Source organism: Microbacterium sp. 22303, assembly GCF_052045265.1.
Lineage (GTDB): Bacteria > Actinomycetota > Actinomycetes > Actinomycetales > Microbacteriaceae > Microbacterium.
This window is the reverse complement of sequence record NZ_JBQEOQ010000002.1, coordinates 728,124-742,539: the sequence shown is the minus strand read 5'-3', so window position 1 is coordinate 742,539 and position 14,416 is coordinate 728,124. Positions and strand designations below refer to the sequence as shown.

Here is a 14,416-nt window from a genome sequence, read left to right as displayed (position 1 = left end):
GGCTGCATCCCTTCCTCGGATGCAGCCATTTGCGCGCTCCGAAACTCCCAGGAAAGAGTCTTGACGCGATCGAGATATATCGTGTTATGCTCTCAAACACGATATATCTCGAGCTGAAGACTCGAGATCCCCCAACTCAGGAGAACAGACATGACCGAGAAATGGCTCATCGCCCCCGGGCAGGAGCGCGTGATCGACATCGAGCGCGCGTCGAAGCTCAAGATCGGCCTCGTCGGCGGACAGGTGGACGTCATCGCGCACGACGAGCCGGGCATCCGGATCGAGGTGCACAACGTGACCGTCAAGGACCTGCGCGTCGAATCCGACGGCACCCAGATCGAGATCGACCACCCGCAGATCGGCTGGGACAACTTCCTGGAGGTGTTCCGCAACTTCGGCGCCGGCGGCCCCAAGGCCGAGATCAGCGTCGCCGTCCCCCGCGACATCGCCCTCACCCTGGGCGTGGTGAGCGCGGGAGCGCTCGTCTCCGGCCTCACCGAGGACGCGCGGCTCAACACCGTCTCCGGCGACCTCATCGTCGACACCCACACCGGCGACCTGAACGTGAACACCGTTTCGGGCGACGTGCAGGTGCGAGGCCTGGCGGGCACGGCCATGGCGAACACCGTCTCGGGCAGCGTCGCGCTGACCGGCGAGGTGCGCAAGGCCACGATCGACAGCGTCTCGGGCGCGATGCTCATCGACGCGACCGGCCCCGTCAACACCGTGTCGCTGAACAGCGTCTCCGGCGACGCCACCGTGCGCCTGGACGAGAACCTCGCCGCGAACTACGTGGCGCGCGCGCTGAGCGGCCGCATCACGATCGACGGCGTTCCGCGGGGATCGTCGGGCCCGTCGAACTTCACGGGATCGCGCGGCGAGCTGTCCGGATCCTTCGCCGATGTGCGGGTGAACACCGTCTCCGGCGACATCACGGTGCTGCGCCGCGACGCCGCCGAGGCCCCGGTGTCGTTCACCTCAGACGGAGAGGACCTGCTGTGAGCCCCGCGGTCTTCTCCCACGGCGATCTGCGTCTGTACCTGCTCGCGCTGCTGGCGGAATCACCGCAGCACGGCTACGGCATCATCCAGGCGCTGACCGATCGCACCGGGGGCACGTACACGCCGAGCGCCGGCACGATCTACCCGCGCCTCGCGAAGCTCGAGGAGGAGGGGCTCGTCACCAAGACGGTCGACGGCCGCACCACGATCTACGCGATCACCGAGGCCGGCCGTGCCGAGCTCACCGCGCGCGAGGGCGACCTGCAGGGCATCGAGGCGGGGCTGAACGACTCGGTGCGCCTGATCGCGAACGAGGTGCGCCAGAGCGTGCAGGAGGCCATGAAGAGCCTCCGCGCCGACCTGGCCGCCGCCGCCCGCGAAGAGCAGAACGCCGGGTCGCCCTCCTCCTACCGGGAGGCCTCCGCTCGCGCGGACGAGCGGATCGCCAGCCGTGAGGAGCTGCGCCGCGCGGACGCCTCGATCAACGAGTTCCGGGCCAGGGTGCGCACAGACCTGCGCACGCACGTCGCACGCGGCGGTACGGTGCCGGCATCGCTCGTGACGCAGCTGGACACCGCGCTCGACGACGCGGCGCGCGCGGTGACCTCGGCCCTGGCAGCGCTCACGCGCTGACAGGATCCTCGGCAAGCGGCCGAATCCGTCCCGGCGTCGCTCCCGCCCGCTGACCCGCGAGACTCCATCTGACTAACGAGACCGCATCCCTGAGCTGCAGTCTCGTTACTCAGATGGAGTCTCGCGGTCACGATGGGGCCAGCCACCGTCAGGCCGACCGACGGGATGGGCGCGACACCCGCCGGCGGATCTACTCCGCCCAGGGGTCCTTCTTGTCGTCGGCGATCGGCTCCTCGAGCGGCACGACGAGGATCGGTCGGGACTGGCGGTGCGAGAGCCGGGCGGCGACGGATCCGGTGAAGAACTCGCGGATCGACTCTCCGAGGCCCCGGCTGCGGGTGCCGACCACGATCAGCTGCGCATCCAGCTCGCCGGCGAGGTGCTTGATCGCGAGCGCCGGGTCGCCGACGAGCTGGCGCGCGGTCCAGGTGACCCCGGAGCCGGCCAGCGCCTTCTCGACCTCGCGGCGCAGCTCGGCGAACTCCTCCGCACCGGTGTCGATGTTCAGGTCGATGGGTGCGGAGTGCACCATCCCGTCCGGATCCTCGAAGGTCACGAACCGGGTGACGTCGACGTGCACGACGACCAGCGCGGCCTTCAGCAGGCCGGCGTAGCGGACAGCCTCGGCGAGCACACGCGGGGGCTGTCCCGGCCGGAGCGCGACGATCACGGCCTTCTGCAACTGCGGATCCTGCAGCTCCTGATCCTCGGGGGTGGAGGCTGTGTCGCTCATCTCGTCGTTCCTCTCGGTGCGGCGCTACCGGGGACCCGTCACGGCGAGGTGAGGTGGCCCGCGTGCTATCCTGGATGCTACTCTTACCGGCCGCGAGCCGGTGCCGGAAATAGACAGCGGGCCCCGCATCGCCCACTGCTTACAGTAAGGGGGTCTCGCGCATGGGCCGTGGCCGTCAGAAGGCAAAGCACACCAAGATTGCCCGCGAACTGAAGTCGTACAGTCCGTCGGTGAACTACTCGGCGCTCGAGCGCGAGCTGGGTCACCCGGAGACCGACGACCAGTACGTCGACAAGTGGGCGGATCAGTACACCGACGAAGACGAGGACGAACTCGAAAAGGCCTGAGCCTCGTCGTCCGAAACCCCGCCCCGAGTCCGCTCGCGGCGGGGTTCGTCGTCTTCTGGAACAGCCTCACGCCTGACCGGTCCCGAGCGCCCGCGCGCCCCTGCGAGGATGGATCCATGCCTCACGTCGTCGCGCTCTACCGCCATCCGGTCAAGGGGTTCACGCCCGAGAAGCTGCCCGCCCTCACCGTGCAGGCGGACGGGCGGATCGCCGGTGACCGCGTGCTCGCGTTCCGCTTCGCCGATGCGGCGGCCCCCGAGGAGCGCGACGGACTGGACTACTGGCCGAAGTCCAAGGGTCTCGCGCTCGAGACCTTCCCCGGCCTCGCCGCGCTGCGCCTGGCGTACGACGACGCGGCGCAGAGCATGCGGATCGACCACGCCGGGGAGACGCTCGTGGAGGCGGGCCTGGACGAGGACGGCCGCGCCGAGCTGGTCGATGCGGTGACCGCTTTCGTGCTCGACTCCCCCGACGGCAAGCGCCTGCAGCGCCCGGGACGGCTGCCCCTGACGCTCGTCGGCGACGGCGCGAGCTCCCGATTCCAGGACCGTGGGCGCGGCTACGTCTCGGTGCACAGCGACGCGAGCGTCGCCGCACTCGGCGCCGCGCTCGCGCAGGACGTCGACGACCGCCGGTTCCGCTCGAACATCGTGATCGGCGGCGTCGACGCGTGGGACGAGCTGGACTGGCAGGGCGAGGTCGCGATCGGCGACGTGCGCCTCGCCACGGCCGGGCCGATCGTGCGCTGCCTCGCGACGCACGCAAACCCCGACACCGGCGAGCGCGACGCGAGCGTGCTCAAGACGCTCACCGGATCCCTCGGGCAGGACGAGCCGACGCTCGGCCGGCTGTTGATCCTCCCCGGGGTCAGCGGCGCCGTGGGTGACGACGCGGGCGTCGGCGGCACGATCCGGGTGGGCGACGAGGTCAGCCTCGGCTGAGGCCGACGCACCGCTCTCAGGATGGTTCTGCCGATCGCCCCTGTGCGCCCGTCGACACGACGCGATCCAGCGAATCCGTCCTGAGAACGGACGTGCCGAGCGCGGCGCTCAGCCCACCGCTGTCGCGCGTACGATGAGCGCCGTCTCGGGGTGCACGGAGGGCATGACGATGCCGATGCGCCCGAGGACCCGGCCGGTCAGCGCCACCCCCTCCCGCTGCCAGGCCGCGAGGTTGCCCTTCAGCCCGCGCAGGCTGAGCGGTTCGATCTCCACCCGGTATCGCCGGTCGTCGTCGAGCCCTGGCAGCCGGAAGCGCCCGGCGCTGGCGGTCGCTCCGACGGCCAGCGCCGTGAACAGGTAGAGGGCGCGGCCGGCGTCCTCGGCGATCACGCCCTGCAGCGCGAACGCCGGGTCGGGCGTCTCCGCCCGCACCATCCGGCCGCTGTGCAGCAGCGCGCGCTCCCGCTTGTGCAGGGCGATCCAGTCCGCCAGCTGTGCGCGCTCGTCGTCGTCCCAGCCCCGGATGTCGGCCTCCACGCCCAGGTGCCCGAACAGCGCCACGGACGCGCGGAACGCGAGCGTGTGCGTGCGACCGGTGACGTGCGACGGCGCCGAGGCGATATGCGCGCCGATCAGCTCGGGCGGGATCAGCTGCGCGGTCCACGCGTTGATCCGCAGTCGCTCCAGCGGATCGTTGTCGTCGGATCCCCACACTCGATCGGTGCGCTCCAGCACACCCAGATCGACCCGGCCGCCCCCGGACGAGCAGGATTCGATCTCTAGCCCGGGGTGACGACTCTTGAGGTCGTCGACAAGACGGTAGAACGCCGCGGTCTGGCCGTGCACGCCGGGAGCGCGGCGCGGCCCCGAACCCGCCTCGACGAGATCGCGATTGTGGTCCCACTTGAGGTAGGCGATGTCGTACTCGTCGAGGAGGGCCAGCAGCGCATCGCGGATGTGGGCGTAGCAGTCGGGATTCGCGAGGTCCAGCACCTGCTGATGGCGCCCCGTGAGAGGCCACTCCGAGCGGGCCGACATGATCCACTCGGGATGCGCGCGAGCGAGATCCGAGTCCGGGTTCACCATCTCCGGCTCGACCCAGAGTCCGAACTGCATGCCGAGACCGCGCACGTGATCGATGAGCGGGTGCAGCCCGTGCGGCCACACCTCGGCGGAGACGGTCCAGTCGCCGAGCCCCGCACGGTCGTTGCGACGGGCGCCGAACCAGCCGTCGTCGAGCACGAAGCGCTCGACGCCCACGGCGGCGGCCGCGTCTGCGAGCTCGATGAGGTCTTCCTCGTTCTGATCGAAGTAGACGGCCTCCCACACGTTGAGCGTGACCGGGCGGGCGGTACGGGGATGCTGCGGGCGGGCGCGCAGCATCCGGTGCGACTGCACGGCCAGCGCATCGAGGCCGCACCCGTAGAACCCGTACAGCCACGGGGTCGCGTACTCCTCACCCGGCGCGAGGCGGCCCTCGCCCGGCAGCAGCAGCTCGCCGCCGGCGAGCACCTGCCGCCCCTCGGCGACCGTCTCGACCTGATGCACGTGGTTGCCGGACCAACCCAAATGGATCCCCCAGGCCTCCCCCGAGGAGAAGTCGAAGCCGTGGCGCCCCACGATCAGCGCCATCGCGGCGCCGAGCCCGGTGCGGCCGCGGCGGTTCTCCCTGCGGTGAGCGCCGACGCCGAGTCGCCGGCGCTGCGGAACCCGCTCGACCGCCCAGCGGCCCGCGAAGTCCAGCGCCTCGTCCGCATCCAGGGGCACCGGCAGCGTCGGCATCATGGACTCGAGCCGGTACACGTCGTCGCCCCCGTTGCGCACGGCGGCCCGGGTGCGGATCGCACCGGATCCGGTGAGCTCGATGTCGAGTGCGAGAGTCAGCCGCGCCTCGTCGTCCAGGGCGGTGACGCGCACCGAGGCCGGACCCGACGAGAGGATGAGGCGCCCGCCCGACGACGGATCCGAAGTACCCTGACCTCCGACGGGAGCACCGTCGATCGCGACGCCGGTCACCCGGAAGCGCGGTGACCAGTGCGCGCCGTCCCGGGATCCGCTGATGCCGGGGGTTCCGCTCCAGCCCCGGGAGAGCTCGGGAAGCACCGACACCGGCACGACCGCATCCACCTCGCTGCCCGCATCCGGGAACACGCCGGAGAGGGCGAGCGCCTCGAAGCCGGCGTCGTCGAGCGGACCGCAGGACGCGCCCCAGTGCACGACGACGGGAAGCCCTCCGTCCCGGATGTCCAGGACCAGGGCGACGCCGCCCGTCTCCAGCACGATGCCGAGATCCACGGTTCCGGCGCTCGCCTCATGGCCGTCGAGAGTCAGTGACGACATGATTCCCCTTCCTGGGCGGTTCGAGTATTGTTTACGTTGCCATGCAAGGGACCAACGTGCAACGGATCAAGGACGGCGCACCACGCGCCTCGATCAAGGACGTCGCCCAGCGCGCAGGCGTGTCGCCGCAGACCGTGTCGCGGGTCGCCAACGGGTACGTGCATGTGCGACCCGAGAAGCGCGAGAAGGTACTGGCCGCGATGAAGGAGCTCGGCTACCGGCCGAACAGCGCGGCGCGCAACCTGAAGTCGGGCCGGTTCCGCAGTCTCGGGGTCGTCACCTTCAACATCACGACGCTGGGCAACGAGCGCACGCTCGAGGCCGTCGCGGAGGCGGGCGCGGCTGCGGGCTACACGACGACCCTGATCCCCGTGACGGATCCCACCCGCATCTCGGTGGCGGGCGCCTTCGGGCGCCTCGAGGAGCAGGCCGTCGACGGCATCATCCTGATCATGTCCGCCGAGTTCGGCTCGCCGGACGACTACGCCCTCACGGCAGGGCTCCCGCTGGTCATCGTCGATTCGACCGCGACGGCGGATCACACGCTCGTCGACACCGATCAGGAGCAAGGCGCTCGCACCGCGATGCGGCACCTGCTCGACCTCGGCCATCGACGCATCGCCCACGTCGCCGGGCCGCTCAAGTCGTTCTCCGCGCACCGACGCGAGGACGCCTACGCGCGCGTCTGCCAGGAGCACGCCCTCGCCACCCCCGCCCGGCACCGCGGCGACTGGTCCGCGGCGTCGGGCTACGCCGCCGGCCGGGAGATCCTCGCCGAGGAGCCGCGTCCCACGGCCGTCTTCGCCGCCAACGATCAGATGGCGCTGGGCGTGATGCGCGCCGCGCACGAGGCGGGCCTGCGCATTCCGCAGGACCTCAGTGTCATCGGCTTCGACGACAGCGACGACAGCGGCAGCTACTGGCCGCCGCTGACCACCATCCACCAGCATTTCGACGTCGTCGGCCAGCGTGCGACCGAACTGCTCATCGCGATGATCGACGGGGAGCCGCTGCCCGAGAACCCGCTGATCCCGACCCGGCTCGTGGTCCGCGACAGCACCGGCCCGGTGCCGGTTCAGGACTGACCGCACCTCAGAACTCGGTCGGGCCGAGCCGCGGCTCCGGAGCGAACCGGACCGTGGGTCGCTCCAGGCCGCGCAGCTCGAGCACGAGGATCTCGTTGCTCTCCCCGCGCAGCAGCGGAGCCGGCACGTACAGGGTCTCCTGCGGTCCCCGCGCCGAGTAGCGGCCCAGCGCGAAGCCGTTGATCCAGACCGCGCCGGCCCCCCACCCCCGCACGTCGAGGTGAAGATCGCCTGATGCGTCCGCATCGAAGCTGCCGGCCAGCAGCACGGGTCCGCCCAGCGGGACCCCCCGCATCACGGGCGTCCCGTGCGCCGCGAGCGCGGCGCGGACTCCGTCGGCCTCCAGCTCCAGGGGCGAGACGAGCCAGCCGTGCAGCTCCTCGCCGTCCAGGCGCACCGGGCCGATCAGGCCCTTGGCCTCGCCGATCCTGGGTCCGTAGTTCACGCCGCCCAGGTGCTCGACCAAGATCGACAGCTCCCCACCCGAGGGCAGCGCGAGCACGCGGTCGTGCGCCTCACGATCGAGGATGCCGACAGCGTGGCCGTCGAGCAGCACGTGCGCGCGGTCGCGTACCTCTGCCACGGTGAGCGCGCCGCCGTGCGGGATCTCGATCGCGTAGCGCGAGTATCCGCGCGGCGACCCGAAGGCGGTGGCGGCGGGAGCCGTGTCGTGCGCGCTCCAGCGCTCGAGTCCGGCGTCCGCGAGCGCGACGGCGCGTTCCAGCGGCGCCTCCAGGACGCGGGAGGGCGAACGCGGGGCGGGACGGTCATCCGGCACCGGCGCATGCGCCGCGATCACGTCGCGGAACCGCCAGTACTTCTCGGTGGGCGTCCCGTCCTCGGCGATCGGCGCGTCGTAGTCGTACGAGGTCGCGATCGGCCGGTAGACGCCCTTGTCGTTGGCGCCGGCCATGTACCCGAAGTTGGTGCCGCCGTGCACCATGTAGATGTTCACGCTCGCGCCCGCGGCGAGGATCGCCTCGAGCTCGGCAGCGCTGTCGGCCGCCGACGTCGTGTGGTGCGGCTCGCCCCAGCTGTCGAACCAGCCGCACCAGAATTCGGCGCACATGAGCGGCCCACTCGGCTGATGCCGCCGCAGTGCCGCGAGCCTTTCGACCGCGCGCGACCCGAACGACGCCGTGCTGAGCAGCTCGGGCAGAGTGCCGTCGTCGAGCATCGCATCGGTCGGCTGATCGACCGTGGTCAGCGGCACCTCGATGTCCGCCGCCCTTGTGATGTCGGTGAGTGCGCGCAGGTACGTCTTGTCGGACCCGTAGGCACCGTACTCGTTCTCGATCTGCACCAGGATCACGCCACCGCCGTGCTGGATCTGCCGCGGCCGGACGATGTCGTACACCGCCCTCAGATACCGTTCGACCTCGACGAGGTAGCGCGGATCGCGCGAGCGCACGGCGATGGTGCTGTCCTCGATGAGCCACTCGGGAAGGCCGCCGTTGTGCCACTCGGCGCAGATGTAAGGGCCGGGTCGCACGATCGCGAACATGCCCTGGGCCCGGACCAGGTCGAGGAAGCGTCCGAGATCGAGGCCGTCCTCGGCGGCGAACGCCCCGCGCCGTGGTTCGTGCGCGTTCCAGGGCACATAGGTCTCGATCGTGTTGAGGCCCATCTGCCGGGCGGTGCGCAGCCGGTCCTCCCACTGATCCGGGTGGATGCGGAAGTAGTGCATGGCCCCGGAGATCACCTGGAACGGTGCTCCGTCGAGGAGGAAGTCGGTCTCGCCGATGGCGAAGGCGGGCATGGGGTCTCCGGGGTTCGTGAGGATCGGCGTCGGAGGACGCCGGACGGAAGGGGTGCGGGATCCGCATCGGCGGACCCCGCACCCCCGAGGGCGGCTCCGGGTTACTTGTTGACCTGGAAGCCCTGCTGGTTGCCGTAGTCGACGAGCGTCTTCTGCCACTCCTTCAGCGCCGCATTCAGATCGCCCTTGGCGCCGATCGCCTTGCCGACCGAGTCGCCGAAGACGTTGTTGGCGTAGCCCTGGAAGGGGAGGTACTGCCAGCCGGGGATGACCGACTTCGACGCCGCGACGCCGACCTGGTTCGCCTTCTGGCTGTCGACGAAGGCCGGGAAGGTGCGGTTCGCCCACGCCTGGTCGTCGAACGTGGCGACGGTCGAGGGGAATCCGCCCTTGTTGACGAGGTCGCGTCCCTTGCCGTCGGCGAGGAACTGCAGCACCGCCGCGGCGAGGGCCTTGTTCTTGCTCTGCTCGGTGACCGTGATGCCGCTGCCGCCGTTCTCAGCGGAACCGGGAGTGCCGTCCCACGTCGGCATGGGCGCGACCTTCCACTTGTCCACGCCGTAGTCCTCGCCCATGTCGATCATCCAGGATCCCATCATCAGCGTGGCGAGCTTGTCCTGCGCGAGCGCCTTGGTCCACTCGTCGGACCAGGTGGCGAGCGGGGAGAGCTCGCCCTTCTGCAGCATCCCGCCCCACATGTCCGCGAACTTCTTGCTGCCGGTGTCCTGCAGGTCGATCGTGACCTTCTCCCCGTCCGTCTTGAACGGGTGACCGCCCGAGGCCCAGATCATGCTGGTGAAGAAGCCGGCGTCGCCGCCGGTGGCGATGTAGGCGTCCGGGTTCGCCGCGTGCAGCTTCGCGCTGTCCGCGGTGAACTCGTCCCAGGTCTTCGGCGCCTCGGTGATGCCCGCGGCGGCGTAGAGCTTGGTGTTGTAGATCATGACCATGGGACCGGAGTCCAGCGGGAGGCCGACGAGCTTGCCGCCGACGTTGACCGCGTTCCAGGTGGAGGCGGTGAACTTGTCCTTGTAGCCGTCCAGGCCGTAGGGGGTCATGTCCGCGAGCGCACCGCTCATCGTGAGCTGCGGCATCGTCTGGTACTCCACCGGCACGATGTCCGGAGCACCGGATCCGGCCTTGATCGCGTTCTGCAGCTTGGTGACCGTCGCATCGGGGTTGTCGAGCTTGACGACCTTGATCTTGACGTTCGGGTGCTCCTTGGTGAAAGCGTCCGCCCAGTCCTGGGTCGTGTCGCCCCAGGTCCACCAGGTGAGCTCACCGCCCTTCTTCAGCGCGGCGTCGATGTCGGCCTTCGAGCCGCCGGAGGCGGCGTCGCTGCCGCCCTGGCAGCCGGCGAGGGCGCCCATCATGAGTGAGGCGGCGCCGACGACGACGGCGGCGCGCATCCAGATGTTCTTCTTCACTGCGGGTTTCCTTTCGGGAGGTGATGCAGAGATCTTTCGTGCGTGGGATTCGTGATGCGGGGAGGGTGGATGGATGCGCGGCTACTTGACGCTTCCGGCGGCGAGGCCGGACTGCCAGTACCGCTGCAGGTACAGGAACGCGGCGGAGATGGGCAGGACCGTGAGCAGCGAGCCGGTGATGACCAGCTGCGGGATCGGCGCCGTTCCGATCGAGGCGGAGGCGGACGCCCACTGGCTGAGCCCCACGGTGAGCGGATACCACTCGGGGCTGGAGAGCATGATCAGCGGGAGGAAGTAGTTGTTCCACGTCGCGACCACCGCGAACATCAGCACGGTGATGAAGGCCGGGGCGAGCTGGCGCAGCGAGATCGAGAAGAAGATCCGCAGCTCCCCCGCGCCGTCCAGACGCGCGGCCTCGATGAGCTCGTCGGGGATCGCTTCCGCGGCGTACACCCACACCAGGTACAGACCGAACGCGCTCACCAGCGACGGGATGATCACCGCCGCAGGCGTGTTCGTCAGACCGAGCTTGCTGAACAGTAGGAACTGCGGCACGGCGAGCACGGATCCGGGGATGGCGAGCGCGCCGAGGATGATCGCGAACACGGCCTTGCGCCCGGGGAAGCGGTACTTCGCGAGGCCGTAGCCGGCGAGCGTGGCCAGCAGGGTGGCTCCGCCGGCGCCGACGACGACGTAGAGCACGGTGTTCAGGAACCAGCGCAGGAAGACGCCGTCGTCGTAGGCGAAGGTGTCCGCGATGTTCGTGAACAACGAGAAGGTCGGCCCGAACCACAGTCCGGGCGTCGTGTAGAGGTCGGACTTCGACTTGGTGGCGTTCACCACCAGCCAGAACAGCGGCCCCAGGCTGTACAGCAGCATGAGGGACATGACGATCATCAGCGTGATCGAGGTGCGGGTGCGACGCGGCGAGGTGCGCCGCGTGCGTCGGGCCGGCCGGTGCGCGATCCGCCCGCTCGCGAGCCGGCTCGGGCGCCGTCCGGTGACAATGGCCTCGGTGTCCCTCGGCTCAGCGCTGTTCGAGGTCATGACGCTCATCACTTCTGCTCCTTCGAGCCCATGGACTGCGCGACGAAGGCGATGATCATCGTGATCACGCCGGAGATGATCGCGATCGCGGCGGCGTAGTTGAACTGGGATCCGGCGAACGACAGGTTGAACGCGTACATGTTCGGCGTGAAGTAACTGGAGATCGAGTTCGGCGCGATCTTCTGCAGCACGGCGGGCTCGTTGAACAGCTGGAAGCTGCCGATGATGGAGAAGATGGTCGCGACCACGATCGCGCCCCGGATGGCCGGCAGCTTGATGCTGAACACCGTGCGCAGCGCACCGGCGCCGTCGATCTCGGCCGCCTCGTACTGCTCCTGCGGCACCGCCTGCAGCGCGGAGAAGAAGATCAGCATGTTGTAGCCGACGAACTCCCAGGTGACGATGTTGCCGATCGCGGGGAGGATGAACGTCGCCGACAGCGGGGAGGGCACGACGTCGCCGAGCCAGCGGTTCAGATCGGCGACGAGACCGAACTGGTCGCCGTACATGTAGCCCCAGATCATCACGGCGACGACGCCGGGCACCGCGTAGGGCAGGAAGATGCTGAGCCGGTAGAACGGCACGAAGCGCAGTCGCGCGCTGTCCAGTGCCAGGGCGGCGACGAGTGCGAGGATCAGCATGATCGGCACCTGCACCACGAGGAACAGCACGACACGGCCGGTGGCGTCCCAGAACTTCGGATCCACGATCGCCAGTGCGTAGTTCTCGAAGCCGACGAAGTGCGTGCCTCCGATCAGGGAGTCGCGGAACAGGCTGAGATAGATCGCGTACAGCAGCGGCGCGATGAGCACCAGCGTGAACACGAGCATGAAAGGACCGACGAACCACCAGCCGGCCCAGGACCGCCGGGAGCGTCGGAGCCCCGTCATCGCCATCGACATCAAGTCACTTCCTCGTGATTGGTTGCGTTACCAAGAGCACTATAGGCACACTATGGTTACGTAAACAACTCACGGTTCGGAAACGTGATGTTTACGTTGCCAATCCGTGGAAGTTCCACCGTATGGACGATGTGCGGAGGCAGACGGAGGCCGACCAGATGGACAGAAGACGAAGGAGTTGGATCCATGCAACGACGACGATGGACGCAGGGGGCGATCGCGCTGAGCGGCGCGATCCTCGCCCTTGCCCTCGCCGTGCCGGCTCAGGCCGCCACGACCTCGACGCGACCGGCCGCCGGCCCCGCGCCGACCCAGATCCCGCAGCTCACCGGTGCCGAGCTCTCCGCGAGCTGGACGGCGCCACTGAGCACGCGCGGGCGCTACGTGGTGGACGCGGACGGCGACCGGTTCAAGCTCATCTCCGCGAACTGGGACGGCGCGCAGGGGCATTGGAGCGGGAACGGATCCAAGTCCGACCCGACCACGCACAACAGCGGCGACAGTTTCGACATCCCGATGGGTCTGGACCGGGTGGCGCTGCCGACCCTGATGAGTGACTTCCACTCGATCGGGATCAACAGCATCCGCCTCCCCTTCTCGAACGAAATGCTCGGGATGACGGCGGCCGTGCCGGACGCAGCGGTCGCGGCGAACCCGCAGTTGCGCGGCAAGACGCCCCTGCAGGTCTTCGACGCCGTGATCGACGCGCTCACCGCCGACGGCTTCGCCGTGATCCTGAACAACCACACCACGACATCACTGTGGTGCTGCGGCGTAGACGCCAACACCAAGTGGTACAGCAGCCAGACCACCGAGAAGTGGATCTCGGACTGGGTCATGCTGGCCCAGCGGTATCGGACGAACCCGCGCGTCGTGGGCATGGATCTGCGCAATGAGGTGCGACGAGATGTGACCGACGACGCGAACTGGGGCATGGGCGACGGCAACGACCTGTACAAGGCGTACCAGCAGGCGGCCATCGCGATCCAGAAGGTGAACCCGGACGTCCTCATCGTGATGGAGGGCATCAACTGGCAGGGGATGCCGATCGACGGCTTCTTCCACGACCGGCCGATGCTGAAGCCGGTCGCGAACACGTCGAACACGATCCTGCACCCCGACAAACTCGTCTATTCGGCGCACGTGTACGCGTACACCGGCCCGCAGCACACCGGTGCCACGGGCCTCGGCGAGACGCACGACCTGCGCTATCGGGACATGACGGCGGCGCAGCTCGCCGATGCCGTGACGCAGGAGGCGCTGTTCGTCACCACCGCCGGGCAGCACTACACGGCGCCGGTGTGGATGAGCGAGTTCGGCATCCGCGGGGCCGGGGAGACGGATCAGAAGAACATCGACTGGTGGAACAACTTCACCGTCCTGCTCGCCGCCAACGACACCGACTTCGCGGCATGGCCGCTGGTCACGCAGGCCGATGCCGCCGGCACGTTCGCCGACACCTACGCTCTGCTCGGATACCGGCCGGACGGCAGCAGGATCAGCATCGCCGATGACTGGCGATACGCGGGGTGGCAGAAGCTCGTGACCTCCGTCGGCAAGACCGGGCACGTCGACCCCCCGACGCGCTGGAACATGCTGGGCAGCGACAGCTACCTGCCCGACACGAACGCCTCTGTGCTCATGCAGGACCGTCCCGACTGGGATCCGGGCCAGTGGAAGGGCGTCTGCCCGGACACCGAGCGCCTCCAGGGCGTGTCGCGCAGCAGCAACCGCGCCCTGTGCACCGACGCCGGGCAGCCGTCCCTCACGACCGTGCGCCACGTCGTCGGCAACGAGGCGAACGTGCAGTCCGACTGGGCCGGCGGCTACAGCAAGCTGCAGTGCGCGAACGGCGAGATCGCCGTGGGCCTCAGCCTGACCATCGGCACGGTCAACCGCTGGGCCACGTCCACGCTGCTCTGCGCGCCGAGCACGACCGCGCTGCCGCAGAGCGCCGGCCGCACCCTCTGGTTCGACCGCGCGGACAACCGGCCTGCGGGCGGAGGCTCGACCGCGAGCGACTGGGCGCCCGGACGCTTCAAGGGGCAGTGCGCGGACGGCGAGTACGTCGCCGGCATCGCCTACACCTATCAGCGGGTCCAGGGCGGCGTGCCCAGCGCTCTGCTCTGCAAGCCGCTGCACTGACCCATGCACCTGTCCCGGACGGCGTACCGTCGCTCCGGGACAGGCGCACGACCCTGCGC

At 69.3% G+C, this 14,416-nt stretch carries 12 protein-coding genes; 6 read left to right on the top strand and 6 right to left on the bottom strand.

The window, feature by feature from the left end; genetic code table 11:
* Positions 1 to 150 precede the first annotated feature (150 nt).
* Positions 151 to 1,002: a DUF4097 family beta strand repeat-containing protein gene (locus ACTJI8_RS09075; protein WP_440733094.1), complete on the top strand. Its 852-nt coding sequence runs from the start codon at positions 151 to 153 to the stop codon at positions 1,000 to 1,002.
* Positions 999 to 1,634, top strand: a complete 636-nt coding sequence (locus ACTJI8_RS09070; protein WP_440733093.1) for a PadR family transcriptional regulator — start codon at positions 999 to 1,001, stop codon at positions 1,632 to 1,634. The genes ACTJI8_RS09075 and ACTJI8_RS09070 overlap by 4 nt, the downstream gene beginning before the upstream one ends.
* 190 nt (positions 1,635 to 1,824) lie before the next feature.
* On the opposite strand, the gene ACTJI8_RS09065 is transcribed toward ACTJI8_RS09070, so the two are convergent.
* A complete protein-coding gene (locus ACTJI8_RS09065) occupies positions 1,825 to 2,367 on the bottom strand; it encodes a universal stress protein (protein WP_440733092.1) in 543 nt (180 codons plus the stop codon).
* 161 nt (positions 2,368 to 2,528) lie between these two features.
* On the opposite strand from ACTJI8_RS09065, the gene ACTJI8_RS09060 reads away from it, so the two are divergent.
* Positions 2,529 to 2,714, top strand: coding sequence for a DUF3073 domain-containing protein (locus tag ACTJI8_RS09060; protein ID WP_440733091.1), 186 nt, complete (start codon positions 2,529 to 2,531; stop codon positions 2,712 to 2,714).
* Positions 2,715 to 2,830: 116 nt separating this feature from the next.
* A complete protein-coding gene (locus ACTJI8_RS09055; protein ID WP_440733090.1) occupies positions 2,831 to 3,655 on the top strand; it encodes an MOSC domain-containing protein in 825 nt (274 codons plus the stop codon).
* Between the two features lie 108 nt (positions 3,656 to 3,763).
* Here the strand turns inward: ACTJI8_RS09055 and ACTJI8_RS09050 are convergent, their stop codons facing one another.
* On the bottom strand, positions 3,764 to 5,995 hold the full coding sequence (locus tag ACTJI8_RS09050) for an alpha-galactosidase (protein ID WP_440733089.1): 2,232 nt from the start codon (positions 5,993 to 5,995) through the stop codon (positions 3,764 to 3,766).
* 41 nt (positions 5,996 to 6,036) lie between these two features.
* Here ACTJI8_RS09050 and ACTJI8_RS09045 point away from each other — a divergent pair, with 41 nt between their 5' ends.
* Complete coding sequence (locus ACTJI8_RS09045; RefSeq protein ID WP_440733088.1) at positions 6,037 to 7,080, top strand: LacI family DNA-binding transcriptional regulator; 1,044 nt, start codon at positions 6,037 to 6,039, stop codon at positions 7,078 to 7,080.
* Positions 7,081 to 7,087: 7 nt separating this feature from the next.
* Here the strand turns inward: ACTJI8_RS09045 and ACTJI8_RS09040 are convergent, their stop codons facing one another.
* From ACTJI8_RS09040 to ACTJI8_RS09025, 4 genes are all read right to left on the bottom strand, one after another.
* Entirely contained in the window at positions 7,088 to 8,839 is a 1,752-nt protein-coding gene (locus tag ACTJI8_RS09040; RefSeq protein WP_440733087.1) for a glycoside hydrolase family 35 protein, read from the bottom strand.
* Positions 8,840 to 8,940: 101 nt separating this feature from the next.
* A complete protein-coding gene (locus ACTJI8_RS09035; protein ID WP_440733086.1) occupies positions 8,941 to 10,263 on the bottom strand; it encodes an ABC transporter substrate-binding protein in 1,323 nt (440 codons plus the stop codon).
* Between the two features lie 81 nt (positions 10,264 to 10,344).
* On the bottom strand, positions 10,345 to 11,310 hold the full coding sequence (locus tag ACTJI8_RS09030) for a carbohydrate ABC transporter permease (RefSeq protein WP_440733212.1): 966 nt from the start codon (positions 11,308 to 11,310) through the stop codon (positions 10,345 to 10,347).
* 8 nt (positions 11,311 to 11,318) lie between these two features.
* Positions 11,319 to 12,206, bottom strand: a complete 888-nt coding sequence (locus tag ACTJI8_RS09025; RefSeq protein WP_233312527.1) for a carbohydrate ABC transporter permease — start codon at positions 12,204 to 12,206, stop codon at positions 11,319 to 11,321.
* A 192-nt stretch (positions 12,207 to 12,398) separates the two neighbouring features.
* Here ACTJI8_RS09025 and ACTJI8_RS09020 point away from each other — a divergent pair, with 192 nt between their 5' ends.
* On the top strand, positions 12,399 to 14,357 hold the full coding sequence (locus tag ACTJI8_RS09020; RefSeq protein ID WP_440733085.1) for a glycoside hydrolase family 5 protein: 1,959 nt from the start codon (positions 12,399 to 12,401) through the stop codon (positions 14,355 to 14,357).
* The last annotated feature ends 59 nt before the right edge of the window (positions 14,358 to 14,416 follow it).